A 21,031-nucleotide genomic window follows, 5' to 3' on the forward strand; every position below is an offset into this window, starting at 1 on the left:
GCTGAAAGCTAGATAGTTTTCCTAGATCTCCATCCACCCTCGTTTTGATCCTTTCATTTTGTGTTTTCCAGCTCGAGGCTGGCTTAGGTAGGTCATAGCCTCCCCTTCTCTAGAATAGAAGTTTCTTGTTCCTTCTAGATCAATTTCTTTCTCAACAACCAGTCTGTATCCACGGTATCTCCGGTGATATACTGGTGTTCACTAAATCGTTCAAATCCAAAGCGATAGTAAAAATCTTGTGCCTTAAAATTGCGTTCCCAGACACCTAGCCAAGCCCACTCAAAGCCACGGCTCTTGGCTTGATCCAGCGCAAAGGTAAACATTTCCTTGCCAAAACCAGCCCCATACCATTCCTTTTTGACATAGATCCGTTGGATCTCAAAGGACTTGTCCATCTCTACTGGCTCGGTCTGTGCTTGGCCCCAGTTGATCTTGAAAAAACCACAGATTTCTTGTTCTTCATTGAGGACAAAATAGGTTTCGGATTCTGGATCTAGCAGATCTTTCTCAATTTGCTCCAAAGAGAGCACTGTAGAGAAGTAATCTTCCAAATCTTTCTCAACAATATAGGGACCAAAGGTATCCCGATAGGTTTCCACCTCTAGGTCACGCAGGGTCTGTGCCTGGTCGATTTTTACTCTAACTAACATGATTATTTAAACTGTTCTGAGAAGCGAACATCTCCTTGATAGAAGCCACGGATATCATTGATTCCGTAACGAAGCATAGCCACACGCTCTTGACCAAGTCCAAAGGCAAATCCTGAATAGACTGTTGGGTCAATACCACTCATCTCAAGGACGCGTGGGTGAACCATACCGGCTCCCATGATTTCAATCCAACCTGTTTTCTTACATACGTTACATCCAGCTCCACCACATTTGAAGCAAGAAACGTCCACCTCAACCGATGGCTCGGTAAATGGGAAGTAAGAAGGACGCAGACGGATTTGACGTTCTGCACCAAACATCTTTTGCACGATCAATTGAAGCGTTCCTTGAAGGTCTGCCATTGAGATGTTCTTCCCAACGACCAAGCCTTCGATCTGATGGAATTGGTGGCTGTGGGTCGCATCATCTGTATCCCGACGGAAAACACGCCCTGGAGAGATCATCTTCAATGGTCCCTTGCTAAAGTCATGCGCATCCATCGCCCGCGCCTGTACTGGTGAGGTATGGGTCCGAAGCAAGATTTCTTCTGTGATATAGAAGGTATCCTGCATATCCCGCGCTGGGTGATCTTTAGGCAGATTCATACGTTCAAAGTTGTAGTAGTCTTGCTCCACTTCGAAGCCATCCACGACTTGGTAGCCCATCCCGATAAAGATATCTTCGATTTCTTCACTGGTTTGGGTCAAGATATGACGGTAACCACTAGCAACCGGACGACCAGGAAGCGTCACATCGATACTTTCGCTAGCTAGTTTCGCTTGGACTTTCTTTTCTTCCAAGAGTTTGGTTGTTTCTTCAAAGGCAGCCGTCAAGACATCGCGGGCTTCATTGACGTGTTTCCCGATAACCGGACGCATCTCAGCAGAGACATCTTTCATCCCTTTGAGGATCTCAGTCAGAGATCCTTTTTTCCCAAGGACAGAGACCCGTAGTTCTTGCAATTCTTTTTCATTTTCAGCAGAAATCTGCTTCAAAGCTGCCAGCGTTTCTTCTCGAAGCGCTTTTAGTTGTTCTTCAATCGTTGACATATTTCCTCCATCATGGTCCATCTACAGACATAGAAAAAAACCGCGTGCCTTCTCCTAATCGGAGCGTTGACACGCGGTACCATCCGTTTTTTATCTGTAAACCAGACCTTAATTTCTAAATCCTTGCGCAAGTGAATTCACCCAGCTTTCATGCAAAGAGCTTTCAGTCACGGCTCTTCTCCCTGTCGCACTTCCCTTGAGGTACTAGTCTTGCAGATTTCTATTCAATTACTATCTAGTTTATCAGATTTTTAGTTAAAAAACAAGTTAGATGAGACTAATTTCAATAGAAGAAGGAACAGGACGCAATGCATTATCTATTTGCCTGGTCTGCTTCATCTGCTTTCCTTTTCAATAGAAGAGTTGCTGCTTGGTTAAAACCATCACACCAGTTATACCATTTTGCTTCATACTCATCTTGAGGTAAGATACGATTTTTTAAATCCAAGACAGAGTCTATCTTTCTTTCCTCGCAAGCTTGCGCATAGAGAGCATACAAGTCATCGCCACCATCTCTATCAAACTCAGCAGAAATCGTATCCCGATCTGCCAATAAAGCCTGATAAGCCCTGTGATGCCCGTCTGTAATCAAGAAGCGATTTCCAAATGCAAGAACACTAATTGGATCCACATTGATGATGTCTGCCGACTGATCCAGCATCTGGATAGCTTGTAACTTCTTTTCTGATAAATATAGTTGGGTCGGATGAAGATCTGTTATCTTAACTTCCATATCTTTCTCCTCTACCATGAGTAACATAGTTGGTTGTGAGCACTGTAGATATTGTTAAAGGTCACGATTTTAAGACCTGCCAAAGCCAAATTCCCCTGCCATTCTTGTGATTCGTTTTCTTTTTATTTAATGACTTGTCCAGCATCTTTCAAGACAGATTCTGGAATGGTAATGTCCAATTCATCTGCGACTTTTTTATTGATGACAGATTTTCCTTGGCTAAAGATTTCAACAGGTGTATCCGCTGGTTTTTGGCCTTTTAAGATCTTCGCAGCCATTTTACCAGTTGCTACTCCAAGATCGTGTTGGTCGACAACGACTGAACCAAGACCACCAGCTTCTACCATAGCTGTCGCACTTGGGAAGATTGGTTTTTTAGCTGTTTTGTTTGCTTCGACAACTGTTGAGAAGGCTGAAGCGATGGTATTGTCGATTGGAACCCAGATGGCATCGACTTTGCCTGACATTACAGACACGGTAGAAGCAATTTCATTTGTAGAAGGTACAGAATAAGGAACCACCTTGTAACCTGCTTTTTCAGCTAATTTTGTAAATTCCTCTACTTGAGATTTGGAATTATCTTCACTGGTTGAGTACAGGATCCCAATGGTTTTCACGTTCGGAGTCAACTCTTTGATTAATTTCAACTGTTGCTCAGTTGGATTGTGGTCAGATACCCCAGTGATATTGCCACCTGGTTTTTTCAAATCTTTGACCAAGTTTGCGCCGACCGGATCAGTGACAGCTCCCATAACGATTGGTTTGTCTTTGGTTGCACTAGCCAAACCTTGAGCAGATGGAGTTGCAATTCCAATCAAGACTTGGTTATCCTTGTCTACCAATTGTTTACTCATGGTTGCAACTTTGTTTTGGTCGCCTTCTGCATTGAGGAAATCAATGTCCACTTTGTCTTTGTCATAACCTTCTTCAGCTAAACCATCTTGAATCCCTTTGTAGATCAAATCAAGCGAAGGGTGGCTGACCAACTGCAAAACACCCACCTTAGCCTTTTCATTGCTACTTGCTGCCTTGTTGTCTTTGCCTGCTGTAGCTGAATAGATCGCTGTCCCAATGACTGCAGCTGCAATCAAACCAATTATTCCCATTAACCGTTTATTTTTCATTTTACTACCTCTTCTATTTTTTCATTTTCTTCTTTTTTTCCATCATCTAAAGACTGCGACGCCATCGTTTCTTCATATCTTTTCTCCCTTCTCATCTAAAACAAAAAACACGCCCACACATAGCAAAAGCTATGTGAGGACGTGTCATCGCGGTGCCACCTCACTTATGGGAAAAAGATAGTCTCCCCCATATCTCTGTCTTGTCTAGCAACAAGTTGCACGATAAGGTGTGCCAACCGAATTTTTATTGTTTCAAATTCATCTCATCATTAGTCCAATTTCATAAACTGCCGCTACCCACTCTCAGCAACCGTAGGCTCTCTTGAAACTTTCATTTACTACTTTTCTAATTTCTTACATTTTAAAGTTTTCTTTCAAAAATGTCAATACTTTTTCTGCATTTTTTTGAAAACGTTCGCATTTTCTATTGAACAGCCCCTAGCTTCTTTCTGGGATTTCCTCTCTAATTTTGATATAATTTACTAGAATAAACGCTAGAATGATGAGGAATCCCATGTCTTTTGATGGATTTTTTTTACACCATATGGTGCAAGAATTGAAGGCCGAACTCTTGAGCGGTCGCATTCAAAAAATTAACCAACCCTTCGAGCAAGAATTGGTGCTCCAAATCCGAGGCAATCGGAAAAATCAAAAACTCTTGCTCTCAGCCCATTCTGTCTTTGGACGGATTCAACGGACCCAGACCAACTTTGAAAATCCTGCCTTTCCCAATACCTTTATTATGGTTATGCGCAAATATCTTCAAGGCGCTGTCATCGAAGGGATTGAGCAAATGGAAAACGACCGGATTCTCGAAATCCGTGTCTCCAATAAAAACGAAATTGGAGATGCCATTTCTGTCAGCCTCATGATTGAAATCATGGGCAAGCACAGTAATATTATTCTCCTGGACCGCACCAGCAATAAAATTATCGAAGCCATTAAACATGTCGGCTTCTCACAAAATAGCTACCGGACCATTCTCCCTGGGTCGACCTATGTAGCTCCTCCGAAAACCGACGCGGTCAATCCTTTTACAATTGGAGATGAATCCCTTTTTGCCCTTCTTCACAAGGAAGAGTTAAGCCCAAAAAACCTTCAAAAATGTTTCCAAGGTTTGGGGCGAGATACGGCTCAAGAATTAGCCAAGCGACTTAAGACGGATGAAAAATTAAAAACCTTCCGTGCCTTTTTCCAAGCTCCAACTGAGCCTCGCCTAACGACCAAATCCTTCTCGGCTATCCCCTTTGCAGATGCGACCAATCAAACCTTTGAAACACTTTCCGATCTGCTGGATGACTATTACCGAGACAAGGCTGAGCGCGATCGGGTGCAACAACAGGCCAGTGAATTGATCCGCAAGGTCGAAAACGATCTTGAAAAGAACCGAAAAAAATTAGCCAAACAAGAAGCTGAGTTAGCGGCGACCGACAATGCGGAAGAATTCCGCCAAAAAGGAGAATTGCTGACAACCTTCCTCCATCAGGTACCAAACGACCAAGACCAGGTTGTTTTAGATAATTACTATACCAATGAACCGATCACCATCCAACTCAACAAGGCCCTGACTCCCAATCAAAATGCCCAACGCTACTTCAAACGCTACCAGAAGTTAAAAGAAGCCGTCAAACATTTGACCATCCTCATTCAAGAAACCAAGGAAACCATTTCTTATCTTGAAACGGTTGAAACAGCCCTTTCTCAAGCGAGTCTGGCTGAGGTGGCAGAGATTCGAGAAGAGCTAATCCAGACCGGCTTTATCAAACGGCGCAACCGCGAAAAAATTCATAAACGGAAAAAACCTGAGAAATACCTGGCCAGCGATGGAAAAACTATTATTTTAGTTGGACGCAACAATCTGCAAAACGATGAACTAACCTTTAAGATCGCTAAGAAAGACGAGCTCTGGTTCCATGCCAAGGATATCCCAGGTAGCCACGTGGTCATTACCGGAAATCTCGATCCAACAGATGAAGTGAAAACCGATGCTGCAGAGTTGGCTGCCTACTATTCCAAGGCCCGTCTCTCAAACCTGGTCCAAGTAGATATGATCGAAGCCAAGAAACTTAATAAACCAACTGGTGGAAAACCCGGCTTTGTCACCTACACTGGCCAAAAGACTCTGCGGGTCACCCCAGAAGAAGAAAAAATCAAAGCCATGAAACTAACGGACTGATTTCAAAAATAAAAGAGAGTGGGACAGAAATCGGTAATTCGTTAGAATTCGATTTCGTCGTCCCACCTCCGCACAGTTGAGTAGGGCTGTAAAAGCTGATGAAATCAGCGTAGTAGAGCCCACTCAACCACTGCGTCTTGCTCGACAATCCAAAAATAATTGAGAGGCTAGGACTTTTGTCCCAGCCTCTTTTTATTCTGCTTTATGGATGTCTTCTTTGACCTCATCAACATTGAATTTGGCAAAGAGGTACTGACGGTCTTGAACTGGGAAACGTTGATCCAGCTGATCGATGGCCCCCACCTCAACAATCCCTTCTGTGATGACAAAATCCATGACATGCCCACCAAAGGTGTGGTCATCTGAGATAAAGTGCAAATGATAACCAGCCACACTCACGCCATGGAAAATTTCGGGTGTCCAAAAACCGACGATGGTTCCAGTGACATTTTCCCGTGTATACTCTGGCTGATGGGTTGCAACCTCTGCAAACTTCATCTCTGGTGTTGATTTTGGAATCATACGGACATGCATCTTGGCAAAGTCACCATGAATCTTAATGGAGCGGAAAAGATTTTCCCCATCATAATAAGACTCAATACGAGCTTCCAATTCCTCGTCTGTCATTTCAAAACGTTGGCGGAAAATCACTTCTGCTTGGTGAGGAACGACTGCTGCATAAGGAACCTTGGCATCCGGAGAAACTTCAACAATTTCAGGATGGTCGCCAGATCCCTTGGCCTGATATGCCTTACCATCTAATACGATCAACTCTCCATCAATAGAATCAAGCGTCCCAACTCCTAGATCTCCGTGTTCCAAGAGTTCTCCAATCGTAAATGAACCCCCGTACAGACCCGCCATTAGGGCACCTAAGGTATTGTATTGAAAAAGTTTCACTGGTTCCATGTTTTTCTCTCCTCATTCTATCTTCTACCAGTATACCACAAACTATTCCGAATCTTCACGATATGGTTTTGATTAGAGGCTATCATAGAGGGTTTGCATCTGCACATCGTCTGGTACGATCGCCAAATACTGATTAGCCACTTCACGCGCCTTCGACACATCTCCAGCCTCACGCAACAAATAAACATAGGCTTCGAGGAATTCTGGGTTGTCTTTTAAATCCTCATAAAGCTCTTGGTAGGCTGAGACGGCCTCTTCTGTTTTCTCCAAAGCAGCCAAGGCACGGGCAATGTTCCACCGAGTGACAACTGTTTCGACTTCTTCATTTTGCCAAGCCAAGACTTGGTCAAAGCGTTCCTGTTCTAAATAAAGGGTGGTCAGGCGAAGAGCAATCTCTTCTAGATCATCTGCCACTTCTTTAGCCTCTAATAGATAAGCTTCTGCTTGCTCAGGCTGGTGGAGTTCATAAGAAAGCTGAGAAGCAAAGAGCTTCAATTGGGCATCAAATGGATTCTTCTGGATCCCTTGTTTAGCAATCTCAAGTGCTTTTTCACGGTCATTTTCAGACTGTAAAGCTAAAGCATAACCATACTCATAGCCCTCAAAATCAGGCGACAAGGTATCAATTTGTTTGTAGTAGATCAGGGCTTTTTGGAATTCTTCTTGGTCAGACAATAAGGTCGCTAATTCGTAAGCAATCTGGTCATCAAACTCAATCTCCAGAGCCTTCTCTAAGAAAGGAACAGCTGCTTCAAACTTACCAAGATTGGCATAGGCAAAACCAATCCGTTGATAGGTGGAAATTCCTGTTGCTTCCAAAATCTCCCGATTGTCTAACTGGGCATACTCTTGGATAGCCTCTTGGTAGCGTTCCAATTCCAGATCAATTTCAGCTAGCCCTAATTGAATGATGGGATCATCAGACAAATGAGCAGCTTCAACTAATTTTTCACGCGCCACATCTGCTAGGCCTTCCATCTGATAGAGATCAGCCTTAACCAAGAGACTGGCCACATACCAGTTTGATTCAGGGCCAATTTCTTCTAAATAAGCAAAGGCCTCTTCCATTTGACCTTCCTCTGCAAGGATGGTTGCCAAACTTAGATACACTTCTGGATAGGTTTCTGCAATCTGTTCATAGATTTCTTTTGCCTGAGGGTAAAAACCGATACTTTCAAGATATTGACCTAAATCCAATAATTGTGCTTCACTATCTTCTAACAAAGCCTGTTGAAATTGAACTTCTGCCTCTTCTAGCTCTTGCCGATCAAGAGCCTCTACCATTTGTTGACTATGACTCACTGTGTGTTTCCTCTTCTACTTCATTATGTTCTTCATACAAACCACTGACGACCTTATACCATTCAAAGATAGCTCCAATCACCACCTTAGCAGATGCATAGACTGGAATTCCAAGGAAAACTCCCCAAATTCCAAACATAGATCCTGACGTCAAGAGCACAAACAAAATGGTAATCGGATGGATATTTAACTGGCTTCCCAAAACCAAAGGTGATACAAAACGTCCTTCAATGGTTTGCTCCACTGCAAATACAATCAAGACCTTGATAAACATCTCTGGTCCTGCTACCAAGCCCAATACCAAAGCAGGTAACATGGCTAAGAAACTACCCAAGTAAGGGATCAAATTCAAGATCCCCGCAGAGATCCCCAGTGTCACCGCATATCGCAAACCAATGATCTTAAAGAAGACGATGAACATAATAGCGACGACAATGGCTACCGTAATTTGTCCTCGAACGTAGTTGGAGAGTTGGGTGTTGACATCTGAGAGAACTTGTTCCGCCGATTTACGAATCTTAGTCGGTAAGAAGCGAACAATGTGGCCCTTTAAATTTTTTCCATCTCGAAGAAGATAAAAGACAATAAAAGGCATGATGATCAAGGCAACAATGACTTGCGAAGCCACTCCGATCAAGTTGCTGACCCAATTGACAGCCCGCCCAGAGATCGAACTGGCCCAAGAAGTAATGTTTGCAGACAATTCCTTGGTGATCTCATCTAACTGGGGTTTGATATCAGAGGAGACGCGATTATCTAGAAAATCATCGATGGTTGCATTGGCCTTTTCCAAATAAGTTGGCAGGTTATGAAAGAAACTCACCACTTGTCGTTGGACGGATGGAATCACTACAGCTAGACCCCAGATTAAAAGCACTGCAATCAAGAAAAAGACTAAGGAAATCGCAAAAATCCGCTTGAGTCCTTTTCTTTCAAGAAAGTCAACAATGGGGTTAAGCAGGTAATAGAGCAAACCAGAAATAATGACAGGTAGCATGACGGCTCCTGCAAACTCAAAAATAGGAATAAAAATAAAGGTGATTTTACTCAAAACCAAAAGGTTCAAGCCCAACAGCAAGGTAACTAAAAATACGGTAATGGCCTTGTTGTCTAAAAACCATCTAAAAAACCAGGATAAACTAAACTGTTTTTCTTTATTATCCACAGAGATCTCCTTTTCATTTCAATCTGTTTCTATTTTAGCATTTTTTGAGCTTGAAGTTACGAAAAAACTAGCAAAATAAGAAAGAAAGGCCCTCCCCTTTTCAACTAGCAATTGCCTTCCAATAGGACCTTTGATATAATAAACCTAACAAATCATACGAGGTGACCTATGTCTCAAACCATTTATTTCGGTACCTATACCAAAAAAGAATCCAAAGGAATTTACAAGGCACAATTTGACCCTGAAACAGGGACATTGAGCCAACTTGAACTAGTGGCAGATGAGCACAATCCAACCTATATCGCTTTTTCTGAAAAAGGCAACCTCTACAGTGTCGGAGCTGAAGAGGGAAAAGGAGGAATCGCAAGTTTTACAGCTGATTTTCAGCCGCTCAATCACGTTGTTGAAGAGGGAGCTCCACTCTGCTATGTCTCTGTCGATGACAAGCGCCAACTCGTATACGGAGCCAACTATCACAAAGGGCAAGTGCTCGTCTACAAGATAGAAGACGACGGCCAGCTGAGCTTCATCGACCAAGACACTCACGAAGGCAAGGGACCACACGAAAACCAAGCCAGTCCCCATGTTCACTTCGCTGATCTGACACCAGATCAGTACTTGATTACCTGCGATCTGGGTACCGATAGCCTGCATACTTATGAGGTTAGCGATCAAGGAAAACTAACCCTCATCCATCACTACCAAACGGCACCAGGGGCAGGACCTCGCCACCTTGTCTTTCATCCCCATCATAAGATTGCTTATCTGATCAATGAATTAAATGCGACCATTGATGTGCTCTTCTATGATGGCATGGGCGAATTCGAACACTTCCAAACAGTTTCAACCCTCCCTGAAGATTATGAAGGGCAAAAATGGGCTTCTGCTATCAAGTTATCAGCTGATGGAAAATTCCTTTATGCCTCTAACCGTGCACACAATTCTATTGCTGTATTTGAAGTGATTGCTGACGGGAGCTTGAAACTTATCGAGATCGTCCCAACAGGTGGCCTAAATCCTCGTGATTTCACCCTCAGTCCCGATCAACACTACCTCATTGCAGCCCATCAAGATTCCCCAAATGCCACTGTCTTCAAACGTGATCCAGCTACTGGACGTTTGTCTTCACTATCCCATGACTTTTACGTTCCAGAAGCCGTTTGTACCGTTTTTCATTAAGTCGTTTCAGTTGTCAAACCTTTTAAAAAATGATTAAATAGATGAGAAAAAGGCGTGAGCCTGACTTCACAACTTATATTTTAGGAGCCATAACATGAATCCATTGGACTTATTTAACCAAGTGAAAGAGATGATCGAAAAGAAAGATTTCGATGCTGCCAAGAAATTTGTCGAAGACAACAAAGACAACCTCGGTGATTATCTTGAACAAGCAAAAGGACTTGTTTCAGGAAACGAAATGGTCAGCGGTGCCTTGGACAAACTGAAAGGCTTGTTCTAAAAGAACTGCTCCTCAACCATGTGTTGGGGAGTTTTTGTTTGGCTAAATTGAAAAAAAAAAGAGAGTGGGACAGAAATCGGTCATTCGTTAGAATTCGATTTCGTCGTCTCACCTCCTCACAGTTGAGTAGGGCTGTAAAAGCTGATGAAATCAGCGTAGTAGAGCCCACTCAACCACTGCGTCTTACTCGACAATCCAAAAACAAGAAGAGACTAGGACTTTTGTCCCAGCCTCTTTTTAGTCTAGCTAGTAAACTAGATTATTTCTTAAGGTTGTAGAATGATTTCAATCCACGGTATTCAGCTACTTCACCAAGTTGATCTTCGATGCGAAGCAATTGGTTGTATTTAGCGATACGGTCTGTACGTGAAAGTGAACCAGTCTTGATTTGTCCTGCGTTTGTTGCAACTGCGATATCAGCGATTGTTGAATCTTCAGTTTCACCTGAACGGTGTGATACAACGGCAGTGTAACCAGCTTCTTTCGCCATTTCGATAGCGTCGAATGTTTCAGTAAGAGTACCGATTTGGTTAACTTTGATAAGGATTGAGTTAGCAGCACCTTCTTCGATACCACGTGAAAGATAGTCAGTGTTTGTTACGAAGAAGTCGTCACCAACCAATTGAACTTTACCACCAAGACGTTCAGTAAGAGCTTTCCAACCGTCCCAGTCGTTTTCATCCATACCATCTTCGATAGTGATGATAGGGTATTTATCAACCAATCCTTCAAGGTAAGCGATTTGTTCTTCAGCAGTACGAACAGCAGCTCCTTCACCTTCGAATTTAGTGTAATCGTAAACTTTGCGTTCTTTATCGTAGAATTCTGATGATGCACAGTCAAATCCGATAAATACGTCTTTACCTGGAACATAACCAGCAGCTTCGATAGCAGCGATGATAGTTTCTACACCATCTTCAGTTCCGTCGAAACGAGGAGCGAATCCACCTTCGTCACCAACGGCTGTTTCAAGACCACGACCTTTAAGGATTTTCTTAAGTGCGTGGAAGATTTCAGCACCCCAACGAAGAGCTTCTTTGAATGTTGGTGCACCAGCAGGTACGATCATGAATTCTTGGAAAGCGATTGGAGCATCTGAGTGAGAACCACCGTTGATGATGTTCATCATTGGAGTTGGAAGAACTTTAGTGTTGAAACCACCAAGGTAGCTGTAAAGTGGGATTTCAAGGTAGTCAGCAGCAGCACGAGCTACAGCGATAGACACACCAAGGATTGCGTTTGCTCCCAATTTACCTTTGTTAGGAGTACCGTCAAGAGCGATCATAGCACGGTCGATAGCTTGTTGATCACGTACATCATAGCCGATGATAGCTTCAGCAATAATGTTGTTTACGTTGTCAACAGCTTTTTGAGTACCAAGACCACCGTAACGAGATTTGTCACCGTCACGAAGTTCAACTGCTTCGTGTTCACCAGTAGAAGCTCCTGATGGAACCATACCACGTCCATGAGCACCTGATTCAGTATAAACTTCTACTTCAAGTGTTGGGTTACCGCGTGAGTCTAGGACTTCGCGAGCGTAAACATCAGTAATAATTGACATTTCTTACTCTCCTTATTGAGTTATATTTTTTACTCCTCTATCATATCGTAATTAGGCTATTTTTTCAAGAAAAAACAAGGAAATATACGAAAATTGAGAAGTTTTTAACAAGAAAACGGTTCCACTACCTTATTTTCTTCCATTTCCCTTCCTTATTTAATTTTTTAGCATTCCTCTACTCTTCTGCTACGCTTTATGCTATACTAAACTTATGACAGATATTAATAAAACGATTTTAGAAAAAGCTGCTGGTCCTACTCGGTTCAATCCTGATGAACAGCGTCGATTTTTGGAGACATATGAGGAGCGGGTGATTACTTCATGCACCTTGGAGGAGGCAAGGGACAATCTCTATTTGGAGCACTATTCTTCAATTCTTACGAACATTTCAGAACGCTTTGAACCTGTATTGGTCAAAATTTCGCCTGCCTTGGATGAAAGCAGCCAACTTCAATATTTGAAAAAAACAAAGGATCTTGGTCTTGTGGCAAGCATTGTTTCAGATGACTGTCGCCACTCTCCCTTTGGTCTCATCATCCATACTGATCATCCATCTGGAATTTCTCCAACCGATATCAGCCTCCAGTATCCAAATTTGTTTGAAAAGAAAGAAGAGAGCACAGCACCTGAAAAAAAATCATTTTGGAAACGCCTCTTTGGCTAAAGAAAGAACCAATTGAAAAGGAATTTCCTTTTCAATTGGTTTTTTAGTTTGCTTTCATTTTTAAGAGGTTACCAATATTTCGAGCACAGGAAATCAGATTTTTTTCAGCATGAGTAAGTGCATCTGCCACCTCACAAGGGCCTGGTACAATAGAGAAGGCAGCCTCAATATGATGACTTGGGAAAGCTGGCAAATCCTCTGCTAAGGCCCCACAAATAGCAAGCACTGGGATCTTATCTGGTGTTCGTTTGGCTACCCCGACAGGAGCTTTTCCAGACAGAGATTGGAGGTCCATCCTACCTTCTCCCACGACGACCAGATCCGCTTTTTGAACCTTACGATCGAAGTCGATTAGATCCAAACTTTTCTCAATTCCTGAGGAAACCTGACCACCCGCAAATGCGACCAAGCCAGCTGCCATGCCACCTCCAGCTCCGGCGCCAGCCATGGATAAAATTCGGGCATCTGCTAGCTGGTAAAAATCCTGCATAGCCTGGTCGACAGCTGGAAACAGAAGGGGATTCAAACCCTTTTGCCCGCCAAAGATATAGGTTGCTCCTTGACTGCCACAGAGATGATTGGTGACATCCGTTAAGACCAGGAGCTCGATGTCTTGTAAAGCATTTGGAACCGCACTGGTATCTATTCTATCCACACGACCGAGCGAAGCACCTACAGGACGAAGCAGATGACCTTGGTCATCATAGAAGGCTACCCCTAGTCCGGCTGCCATCCCAATCCCACCATCATTGGTCGCTGAACCACCAATTCCCACACAGATCGTTTTAATCCCTTGGTCAACCAATTGCAAAATCAGTTCACCAATTCCTCGTGTCTCTAGTTCTAGTGGATTGCGTTTTTCAGCTGGGATAGAGCCTAAGCCAACAAGAGAGGCCATCTCAAAAAATGCCATCTCATCTTTTTGGTAATAAGCCATTGAAACAGGCTGTCCAAATGGTCCTGTTACCTGAGTATGCTTCTTGGTTAAATTCAGAACGCCAGCAAGTGTATCCATGGTTCCTTCGCCACCATCCCCTATGGGAAGGAGGTCAAAAGTTGCATCTGGTAGAGCCTCTTGAAATCCTTTTTTTAAGGCTTCTGCAACTTGTTTGGCGGATAAGGATTCTTTAAAAGAATCCGGTGCTAGTAGGATATGCATGCTGTTTCCTTTCTATGCTGGTCTAGAATTTCAAGAACAAGGCTTAGATCGCTCGTTTCAATACGGTATGGAGCTCGTTCGGCTACGATTGGCTTTGCCATAAAGGCAATCCCGATTCCGGCTGTTTCAATCATGGGAAGATCATTGGCACCATCTCCCATCGCAATCGTCTGACTTCGTGGAATATGATTTTCTCTCGCCCATGTCAGGAGGTTGTCTTTTTTTCTTTCAGGGGTCACAATCTCTCCGAGCACTTTCCCTGTCAGACGGCCATCAAAAGTCTGCAAACGATTAGCACGAACCAGATCAATTCCTAAAGACCTCGCGATAGGATCGATGACTTCATGAAATCCCCCTGAAACAAGGCCAACCTTGTAACCTCTTTGATGAAGTTCCGTGATTAAGGTCTTAGCTCCCGGTGTAACGTCCATCTGCTCTATAATTTTCGGAAAGATAGATGTCTCCAAACCTTTCAATAAAGCGACACGCGCCTGTAAAGATGCTGCAAAATCCAGCTCTCCATTCATTGCTTGTGCTGTTATCTCTGCTACTTTTTCTCCCACGCCAGCTTCTTGAGCTAGTAGATCAATCCCTTCCTGTCGGATCAAGGTTCCATCTACATCCATAACGAGGAGACCGGTTACTTCTTTCATCGCTTTCCTTTCTTATTTCTCCCTTACTATACAAAAATAGGGTTTAAATTTCAAGTTTCAATGATCATTTGAAGATAAAAAAACGACCTCCTAAGAAGTCGTTTTTTTGTTATTAGAAGCGAATTTGCTCCCGAGTTTTTTCATACGAAGTAACAAAGCGATCGGTCACTCCAGCTTCTACCATCTCCAAAGCATCTGAGATGACTTTGAAGGAAGCCGCATAGTCATATTCTCTTTCGAAAATATAAAGGGATTCATCAAAAGCTGCTTGCACATGATCATCAAATGAACGGTAACGGTTTGAGTATTGCAACAACTGCTCAGTTAAAGTAGCATTTTGTACAATTCGATAAGTCGCTTCTTCCAATTCATTCATATCATTTGTCAAAATATCTAACAAACGATTGGTTGATTCGATGTTGATTTTATCCCCTTCCAACTCATCCATCAAAGCCTCTGTATTGTTGCTTGCTGTGAAGAATAATTCCAAGAATTCTTGAGGGATTCCTGGCAAGTTTCGCTTGTCCATATAGCGTTTAATGGCATGCAAACGGTTGGCATAGATATTGACTTTTTGGCGAGCATTGGCATCGTCTTTTTCAATTTTTGAAAGGGAATCACTTAAGCCAATTTGCTCATCTTCGATTTCTTTCAAGCGAGCTTCAATGGCTTCTAATTCTTCTTCTACGATAGAATAGGCCTTTTGTGTTTCAGATGAATCTTTCAAGGCATCTTCTACCACATTTTCTTGTGAAGATAGCTCAGCTTCCAACTCTTTTAACTGTTGGCTGAAAGCTTCATTCAAGACGAATGTTTTACCAAGGCGTTCCACTTCTGCTGCAAGGTTGCTATTGTTATCTTTTGCGTGTTTCAAATAGCCCGGCAGTTGTTTCACTAACTTCTTCACAACTTTTTGTGATTCAATTTCACGAGTAAAGATGTGATACAATGCATCGATTTCTTCTTGAATTTGTTCATTTTCGTAAATGGCATTGTCCAATTCAAGGGCGGATACATTTGCCATATTGTTCTTCAAGGAAGCATGCAACTGTTGGAAACGAGATTCAATATCTGTTTCAGTGAAGTGGTAGCCAGATTCCAAAAGCTTGCGGTAGCCACTTTCCAAATCCTCTAATTGGTCTGGAAGTTTTGACTGAAGAGCAGTGACAATTTCTGGCACTCGCTCAACAATTTGTTTTAAGGCCACAATATGGTTCTCAGCTGTATCAAGGATTTCAGCTGCTTCAACAGGGTCACCTGAAGAATTCAAGGTGACAAATTGTGAAAACTCAGATTGAATATTTCCAATTTGCTTTTCAATTTCAGGAAGTGCACTGCCATAACGATCTGGATCTGAAGTGACTTCTTTTTGAAGCTCTTCAAACATATCTAAGGCATGAACCACGCGTCCGCTATTTTTTTGTTCTTGCTCTTCAAGATCTGAAAGGGCTTGGCGAATCGCCTTGATATCTTCGTCGATCAATTGGATCTGACTTTCGATATTGTCAATGGCTTGTTTAGCCTTCATGAAACGGAAAGAATTATTGTAGCCTTCCGCCTCAAACAGATTGTTTTCAATATCAGCAAATGAATTTAAGGATAAATCTACCCATTTTTGATTCCATTCACGAAATGCAACTTGACTTTGACCAATCAAATGCATGTTTTTTACGGCCTCAACTTCATCGTTGACCGGAAGGTTATATAACTTTTCTTTTCGTTCTTCCAGCGCTGCCAGTAAGGCCTCGTTTCGTTTTCTCAAAATGACTGCAACCACATATCCTACAATCAAGATAAGGGCGACAATAAAGATGAGAACAATTAGTCCACTAGACATATAAAAACTCCTTCATCGTATTACTTGAACGTAATCCTAGTAATTATACCATAAAATATCCATTAATGGGAAGCGTTCGTTGAATTTTATACATCGAGTGTACTATATTCAGCGTTTTCTTCGATAAATTCCCGACGTGGTTCCACGCGGTCCCCCATCAACATATCAAATATCTTATCTGCTTCCGCAGCATCGTCTACTGATACCCGTGCCATCAAGCGGTGTTCGGGGTTCATGGTTGTTTCCCATAATTGGTGATCATCCATTTCCCCAAGACCTTTGTAGCGTTGAATGGTTGGTTTTGAGCGACCTTCTGAATAGCGTTCCAAGGCTGCAGCTAATTCTGCTTCTTGGTTGGCACCAGGTTGGATATATTCTTTGATCTCACTACCGACTTTGACCCCATAGATTGGTGGTTGCGCAATATAAACATATCCCGCTTCCAAGACTGGTTTCATATAGCGATAGATCAAGGTCAACAGAAGGGTTCGAATATGTGCGCCATCGACATCGGCATCAGTCATGATGACTAATTTTTGATAACGCGCTTTTGTGACATCAAATTCAGCACCAAATCCAGTTCCCATAGCAGTAAATAAACTACGGATCTCTTCATTGGCAAGAATCTTGTCCATACTTGCTTTTTCAACGTTCAAAATTTTACCACGGATTGGAAGAATTGCCTGAAATTCACGATTCCGACCTGATTTAGCAGATCCTCCAGCAGAATCCCCTTCGACGATGAAGAGTTCTGTTTCATGTGGGTTGTTTGAAGAACAGTCTGCCAATTTACCAGGCAGGTTAGAAATCTCAAGTCCCGATTTCTTACGGGTCACTTCCCGTGCCCGCTTAGCTGCTACCCTAGCTTTAGCTGCTAAAATCCCTTTTTCAACGATTTTCTTAGCGATTTGTGGATTTTCCAAAAGGAAATCAGAAAAGGCATCACTAAAGAGTCGATTGGTAATTTTTACAACTTCTGAATTTCCAAGCTTTGTCTTGGTTTGTCCTTCAAACTGTGGGTTTGGATGTTTAACTGAGATCACTGCTGTTAAACCTTCCCGAACATCCTCACCTGTTAAATTGTCTTCATTTTCTTTTAAGAGTTTATTTTTCTTAGCGTAATCATTGATGACACGAGTGAGGGCTGTTCGGAAACCTTGCTCGTGGGTACCACCTTCATGGGTATGGATGTTATTAGCAAAACTCATGACCGTTTCATGGTAGCCCGTAGTATATTGCATCGCCACTTCAACTGTAATATCATCCATTTCGCCATCTGTATAGATGGGTGTTTCAAAGATGACATCTTTATTTTCATTGATATATTCAACGTAACTAGAGATCCCACCTTCGTAGTGGTAATGCTTTTCCTGCTCTAAGCCTTCGCGCTTATCCGTCAAGGAAATACGCAAACCACGATTCAAAAAGGCTAATTCTTGAATCCGTTTGTTTAATTTTTCAAAATCATACTCAGTCGTTTCCGTAAAGATTTCTGGATCTGGAATAAAGTGAACAGTTGTCCCTGTCCGATCTGTCTCACCGATGACTTTCAAATCATCCACAACATGTCCACGTCGATACTCTTGGTAATGGATACTGCCATTTTTATAGACGCGAACATCGAGGGTTGTGGAGAGGGCATTCACAACGGAAGACCCTACCCCGTGAAGACCACCTGAAACCTTGTAGCCGCCTCCGCCGAATTTTCCTCCCGCGTGAAGTACCGTAAAGACAGTTTCAACGGCAGGTCGACCCGTCTTTTCTTGGATATCTACTGGGATCCCACGACCATCATCGACAACCGTGATCGAATTATCTGCTTCAATGAAAACTTCAATATGGCTAGCAAAACCAGCTAAGGCTTCGTCGATCGAGTTATCAACGATTTCCCAGACCAGATGATGAAGACCTTCTTTTGAGGTAGATCCAATATACATTCCCGGACGCATCCGAACGGCTTCTAGTCCTTCCAAGACCTGAATCTGACTGGCATCATATTCTTGCGCTTGAATTTCTTGCTGTTTATCCTCTGTCATAATTTCCCTTTTCTATTCAAATATAAACTGGTGTAAGTGGGGCATGGTATCAAATAAATAGGTTGAAAACCCTGCAGCCTTCCCAGCTTCTATATCGATCGGACGATCTCCGATGACCAGACCGTCTTGAATGCCATATTTTTCCTTCAAATAAAGCATAGAGGCTGGATCTGGTTTTCGAGGAAAGCCCTCGTCTGCTGTTACAATCTCCGTAAAGAAGGGAGCAATACCTGTCTGATCAAGAAGGGTCAAAACTTGGCGATCCCGATGAGATACCAAAAAATGGCGTCCTCCATGTGCTTGGATCTCTTCTAGTAACTCTTTCGCCCCCTCAAATAAGACCGGCTCTTGCAAGCCCAAGGCTTCTTTTTTCTTGTATTCCGTACGAAAATTGGAAATATGAGGTGCAAAGGTTTGAATTGCATCCTGTGTTGAGATTTTTAATGCTGCATAAACAGAATCATGATCGGCTTGGATGTGAAAGTCCTTCAATGTCGCTACAAAGGCATTTGTGGACGTTTCGTAATTATCCAATAGCGTCCCACCAAGATCCCATATAAAATCATGATAATTCATAGTCAATATTATACCACAAATGGACAAAAAAAATAAGCTAAAACCCTCATTTAGGGGGGATTTTAGCCATTTTTTACGCTCATTTCATTTTAAATCATAGAGAAGTCATTTTCTGTCATAGAATGTAAACTTTCACCAGAAAATATGGTGTCCAAAAGAGCAATTTTAAGCATCTCCAAAGACATCTTGATAGAGCATTCCTTGACGAAGGCTTTGGGCATCTCCTCCAAACTGCTCTACCAAGGCATAGGCTAAGGCAAGAGCCGTTGAAGGACCACGACTGGTCAAGAGATTACCGTCTTTCACCACTGTTTCTTTCTGATAATGGCCATCTTGAATCTCTTCTTCAAAGCCATCGTAACAGGTATAGTGTTTATCTTTTAAGAGACCTGCACGCGCCAAAACAATTGGAGCAGCACAAATTGCAGAGATGGTTTTTCCTTTGCCACTTTCTTCCTGAAGGGCTGTGATCAATTCTGCATTGTCCCGCAAATTCGCTGCTCCTGGCATCCCACCTGGTAAGAAGATTCCATCATAATCTGAAAGATCTCCATTCCAGAGGCGGTCTACTTCCACGGTGATCTGGTGAGAACCTGTGACCGTTTCTTCCATGCCAACGAGGTCACAGTCGATCCCAGCCCGTCTCAAAACATCGACAATGGTCAAGGCTTCAATTTCTTCAAAACCGTTTGCTAAAATCGTTGCTACTTTTTTCATTTTCATTCCTTCTTTCTACTATTGCGCCTTTTTAAGGACTACTTTTTTACGGATTGGAACCTCTTCTTCGGGCTCTTTCTTTTTGCTACTATGATTATATATTGAGAGGACCAGACCAATACCAATCAGATTACTAATAATAGACGATCCACCTTGTGAGATAAAGGGGAGGGGAATTCCCGTCAAAGGGAGAAGACCCGTTACTGCTCCGACATTTTCAAAAATATGAAAGACCAGCATCATGATAAATCCAATGGAAATATAGGTATAAAACTGGTTATTAGACTGAAGGGTGATTTTTAAAATGCGGTAAATCAGGGACACATATAAGATCAACAGCACCAGAGCTCCAACAAAGCCAAAGTCCTCTGCTACTACCGTAAAAATCATATCGCTTTCCCGTACGGGAACCAATAAATTGGAGACATTAAAGCCTTGACCAAAGAGGCCACCACTTGCAATGGCTAGCTGTCCTTGTGCCTGCTGGTAGGTGGTGGTTTGTGCATAGTCAAAAGGATTTAACCAGGCTAAAATACGGTTCATCTGATAGGTTGGCATCCCTACTTGCTGGTGCAGAAAAGCTCGCCCCCCTTCTGAAAGAAAGAGGAAGAGAAAGCCTGCTAGCCCACCTGCCAGAAGCAAGATGACCGGCAAGATAATTTTCCAGGAAACTCCTGAAACGAGCACTAAGCCCGCAAAGATGGCCAAGAATACTAAGGCCGTTCCCAAGTCCTGCTGGAGGGCCAATAAGGCAAAGACCGGAATTGTATAGATGGTCATCTCTAGAATTAAAAACCAATCTTGTCGTAATAATGGCTCACGCCCCTTATTTCTTTGTAAAAATCGAACAATAGAGCGTGACAGCATCAGGATGAAGGGAATCTTCATAAATTCCGAAGGCTGAAATAAGGTGATGTTTCCATAAGCTACCCAGTTTTTTGCTCCTGTTGAAGCCACCAAGTTTGGATTATAAAAAACAAGAGGAAGAACCATCAAGGCCAAGCCTAGTAGGTAAAGAAAGGGAGTGATTTTCCAAAGAAATTTCGTACTAAAAATCGTCACAATCAGGCAAATGATACATCCCACACCAATCCAGGCCAATTGCTGCCCCAAAAAAGGCCACACCATTTGGGGATAATCATGAGAAACTGCCACATAAACGGATAAGATCCCAATCATAAGTAGGGTGAAGACAATTCCAATGATCGAATAATCCAGGTGGATCGTCCAAAAATGATGTTTCTTCATTCACGTTCCT

At 42.6% G+C, this 21,031-nt stretch carries 19 protein-coding genes and 1 other annotated feature; of the genes, 4 read left to right on the forward strand and 15 right to left on the reverse strand.

Annotated features, from left to right (window positions below):
• Nucleotides 1-134: 134 nt before the first annotated feature.
• From RIN70_RS06910 to trpX, 4 genes are all read right to left on the reverse strand, one after another.
• A complete protein-coding gene (locus RIN70_RS06910) occupies nt 135-650 on the reverse strand; it encodes a GNAT family N-acetyltransferase (RefSeq protein WP_155124749.1) in 516 nt (171 codons plus the stop codon).
• 2 nt (nt 651-652) lie between these two features.
• Nucleotides 653-1,699, reverse strand: coding sequence for a phenylalanine--tRNA ligase subunit alpha (pheS, locus tag RIN70_RS06915; RefSeq protein WP_023918619.1), 1,047 nt, complete (start codon nt 1,697-1,699; stop codon nt 653-655).
• A gap of 313 nt (nt 1,700-2,012) precedes the next feature.
• Complete coding sequence (locus RIN70_RS06920; protein WP_155124748.1) at nt 2,013-2,432, reverse strand: chromosome partitioning protein ParB; 420 nt, start codon at nt 2,430-2,432, stop codon at nt 2,013-2,015.
• A gap of 122 nt (nt 2,433-2,554) precedes the next feature.
• On the reverse strand, nt 2,555-3,556 hold the full coding sequence (gene trpX, locus RIN70_RS06925; protein WP_155124747.1) for a tryptophan ABC transporter substrate-binding protein: 1,002 nt from the start codon (nt 3,554-3,556) through the stop codon (nt 2,555-2,557).
• 132 nt (nt 3,557-3,688) lie between these two features.
• Nucleotides 3,689-3,920: a binding site (T-box leader), on the reverse strand.
• Between the two features lie 150 nt (nt 3,921-4,070).
• On the opposite strand from trpX, the gene RIN70_RS06930 reads away from it, so the two are divergent.
• Nucleotides 4,071-5,732, forward strand: coding sequence for an Rqc2 family fibronectin-binding protein (locus RIN70_RS06930; protein WP_313790480.1), 1,662 nt, complete (start codon nt 4,071-4,073; stop codon nt 5,730-5,732).
• Nucleotides 5,733-5,924: 192 nt separating this feature from the next.
• On the opposite strand, the gene budA is transcribed toward RIN70_RS06930, so the two are convergent.
• The 3 genes from budA to RIN70_RS06945 form a co-directional block, all read right to left on the reverse strand.
• Nucleotides 5,925-6,641: an acetolactate decarboxylase gene (gene budA, locus RIN70_RS06935; RefSeq protein ID WP_118396727.1), complete on the reverse strand. Its 717-nt coding sequence runs from the start codon at nt 6,639-6,641 to the stop codon at nt 5,925-5,927.
• A 72-nt stretch (nt 6,642-6,713) separates the two neighbouring features.
• Nucleotides 6,714-7,943 (reverse strand): tetratricopeptide repeat protein, encoded by a 1,230-nt coding sequence (locus RIN70_RS06940; RefSeq protein ID WP_313790481.1) that lies wholly within the window; start codon nt 7,941-7,943, stop codon nt 6,714-6,716.
• The gene (locus tag RIN70_RS06945; RefSeq protein ID WP_214254800.1) at nt 7,933-9,108 is read right to left on the reverse strand and encodes an AI-2E family transporter; all 1,176 of its coding nucleotides are present in this window, start codon (nt 9,106-9,108) and stop codon (nt 7,933-7,935) included. The genes RIN70_RS06940 and RIN70_RS06945 overlap by 11 nt, the downstream gene beginning before the upstream one ends.
• A gap of 168 nt (nt 9,109-9,276) precedes the next feature.
• On the opposite strand from RIN70_RS06945, the gene RIN70_RS06950 reads away from it, so the two are divergent.
• Together RIN70_RS06950 and RIN70_RS06955 are read left to right on the forward strand one after the other, a co-directional pair.
• Entirely contained in the window at nt 9,277-10,287 is a 1,011-nt protein-coding gene (locus RIN70_RS06950; protein WP_313790482.1) for a lactonase family protein, read from the forward strand.
• A 94-nt stretch (nt 10,288-10,381) separates the two neighbouring features.
• A complete protein-coding gene (locus RIN70_RS06955; protein WP_031574544.1) occupies nt 10,382-10,567 on the forward strand; it encodes a hypothetical protein in 186 nt (61 codons plus the stop codon).
• A 259-nt stretch (nt 10,568-10,826) separates the two neighbouring features.
• Here the strand turns inward: RIN70_RS06955 and eno are convergent, their stop codons facing one another.
• Nucleotides 10,827-12,131 (reverse strand): surface-displayed alpha-enolase, encoded by a 1,305-nt coding sequence (eno, locus tag RIN70_RS06960; RefSeq protein WP_031574100.1) that lies wholly within the window; start codon nt 12,129-12,131, stop codon nt 10,827-10,829.
• Nucleotides 12,132-12,342: 211 nt separating this feature from the next.
• On the opposite strand from eno, the gene RIN70_RS06965 reads away from it, so the two are divergent.
• Nucleotides 12,343-12,795 (forward strand): DUF1694 domain-containing protein, encoded by a 453-nt coding sequence (locus RIN70_RS06965; RefSeq protein WP_313790483.1) that lies wholly within the window; start codon nt 12,343-12,345, stop codon nt 12,793-12,795.
• A gap of 43 nt (nt 12,796-12,838) precedes the next feature.
• On the opposite strand, the gene RIN70_RS06970 is transcribed toward RIN70_RS06965, so the two are convergent.
• From RIN70_RS06970 to RIN70_RS07000, 7 genes are all read right to left on the reverse strand, one after another.
• A complete protein-coding gene (locus RIN70_RS06970) occupies nt 12,839-13,954 on the reverse strand; it encodes a glycerate kinase (protein WP_313790484.1) in 1,116 nt (371 codons plus the stop codon).
• The gene (serB, locus tag RIN70_RS06975) at nt 13,939-14,607 is read right to left on the reverse strand and encodes a phosphoserine phosphatase SerB (protein WP_021153557.1); all 669 of its coding nucleotides are present in this window, start codon (nt 14,605-14,607) and stop codon (nt 13,939-13,941) included. The genes RIN70_RS06970 and serB overlap by 16 nt, the downstream gene beginning before the upstream one ends.
• A gap of 112 nt (nt 14,608-14,719) precedes the next feature.
• A complete protein-coding gene (ezrA, locus tag RIN70_RS06980) occupies nt 14,720-16,444 on the reverse strand; it encodes a septation ring formation regulator EzrA (protein ID WP_201089227.1) in 1,725 nt (574 codons plus the stop codon).
• 86 nt (nt 16,445-16,530) lie between these two features.
• Entirely contained in the window at nt 16,531-18,480 is a 1,950-nt protein-coding gene (gyrB, locus tag RIN70_RS06985; protein ID WP_313790485.1) for a DNA topoisomerase (ATP-hydrolyzing) subunit B, read from the reverse strand.
• A gap of 12 nt (nt 18,481-18,492) precedes the next feature.
• On the reverse strand, nt 18,493-19,056 hold the full coding sequence (locus tag RIN70_RS06990; RefSeq protein ID WP_118095391.1) for an HAD-IA family hydrolase: 564 nt from the start codon (nt 19,054-19,056) through the stop codon (nt 18,493-18,495).
• 165 nt (nt 19,057-19,221) lie between these two features.
• The gene (locus tag RIN70_RS06995) at nt 19,222-19,773 is read right to left on the reverse strand and encodes a DJ-1 family glyoxalase III (RefSeq protein ID WP_302692174.1); all 552 of its coding nucleotides are present in this window, start codon (nt 19,771-19,773) and stop codon (nt 19,222-19,224) included.
• A gap of 18 nt (nt 19,774-19,791) precedes the next feature.
• Entirely contained in the window at nt 19,792-21,021 is a 1,230-nt protein-coding gene (locus tag RIN70_RS07000) for an FtsW/RodA/SpoVE family cell cycle protein (protein ID WP_313790487.1), read from the reverse strand.
• Between the last annotated feature and the right edge of the window lie 10 nt (nt 21,022-21,031).

The organism is Streptococcus parasanguinis (assembly GCF_032163505.1).
Taxonomy (GTDB): Bacteria; Bacillota; Bacilli; order Lactobacillales; family Streptococcaceae; genus Streptococcus; species Streptococcus parasanguinis_V.

What these genes read in the sequence shown, in the direction of transcription:
- RIN70_RS06930 (WP_313790480.1), top strand. Translation starts at nt 4,071, where the DNA reads ATGTCTTTTGATGGATTTTTTTTACACCATATGGTGCAAGAATTGAAG.
- RIN70_RS06920 (WP_155124748.1), bottom strand. Translation starts at nt 2,432, where the DNA reads ATGGAAGTTAAGATAACAGATCTTCATCCGACCCAACTATATTTATCA.
- pheS (WP_023918619.1), bottom strand. Translation starts at nt 1,699, where the DNA reads ATGTCAACGATTGAAGAACAACTAAAAGCGCTTCGAGAAGAAACGCTG.
- RIN70_RS06950 (WP_313790482.1), top strand. Translation starts at nt 9,277, where the DNA reads ATGTCTCAAACCATTTATTTCGGTACCTATACCAAAAAAGAATCCAAA.
- RIN70_RS07000 (WP_313790487.1), bottom strand. Translation starts at nt 21,021, where the DNA reads ATGAAGAAACATCATTTTTGGACGATCCACCTGGATTATTCGATCATT.
- RIN70_RS06995 (WP_302692174.1), bottom strand. Translation starts at nt 19,773, where the DNA reads ATGAAAAAAGTAGCAACGATTTTAGCAAACGGTTTTGAAGAAATTGAA.
- serB (WP_021153557.1), bottom strand. Translation starts at nt 14,607, where the DNA reads ATGAAAGAAGTAACCGGTCTCCTCGTTATGGATGTAGATGGAACCTTG.
- RIN70_RS06965 (WP_313790483.1), top strand. Translation starts at nt 12,343, where the DNA reads ATGACAGATATTAATAAAACGATTTTAGAAAAAGCTGCTGGTCCTACT.
- RIN70_RS06990 (WP_118095391.1), bottom strand. Translation starts at nt 19,056, where the DNA reads ATGAATTATCATGATTTTATATGGGATCTTGGTGGGACGCTATTGGAT.
- RIN70_RS06910 (WP_155124749.1), bottom strand. Translation starts at nt 650, where the DNA reads ATGTTAGTTAGAGTAAAAATCGACCAGGCACAGACCCTGCGTGACCTA.
- trpX (WP_155124747.1), bottom strand. Translation starts at nt 3,556, where the DNA reads ATGAAAAATAAACGGTTAATGGGAATAATTGGTTTGATTGCAGCTGCA.
- RIN70_RS06955 (WP_031574544.1), top strand. Translation starts at nt 10,382, where the DNA reads ATGAATCCATTGGACTTATTTAACCAAGTGAAAGAGATGATCGAAAAG.
- eno (WP_031574100.1), bottom strand. Translation starts at nt 12,131, where the DNA reads ATGTCAATTATTACTGATGTTTACGCTCGCGAAGTCCTAGACTCACGC.
- ezrA (WP_201089227.1), bottom strand. Translation starts at nt 16,444, where the DNA reads ATGTCTAGTGGACTAATTGTTCTCATCTTTATTGTCGCCCTTATCTTG.
- gyrB (WP_313790485.1), bottom strand. Translation starts at nt 18,480, where the DNA reads ATGACAGAGGATAAACAGCAAGAAATTCAAGCGCAAGAATATGATGCC.
- budA (WP_118396727.1), bottom strand. Translation starts at nt 6,641, where the DNA reads ATGGAACCAGTGAAACTTTTTCAATACAATACCTTAGGTGCCCTAATG.
- RIN70_RS06970 (WP_313790484.1), bottom strand. Translation starts at nt 13,954, where the DNA reads ATGCATATCCTACTAGCACCGGATTCTTTTAAAGAATCCTTATCCGCC.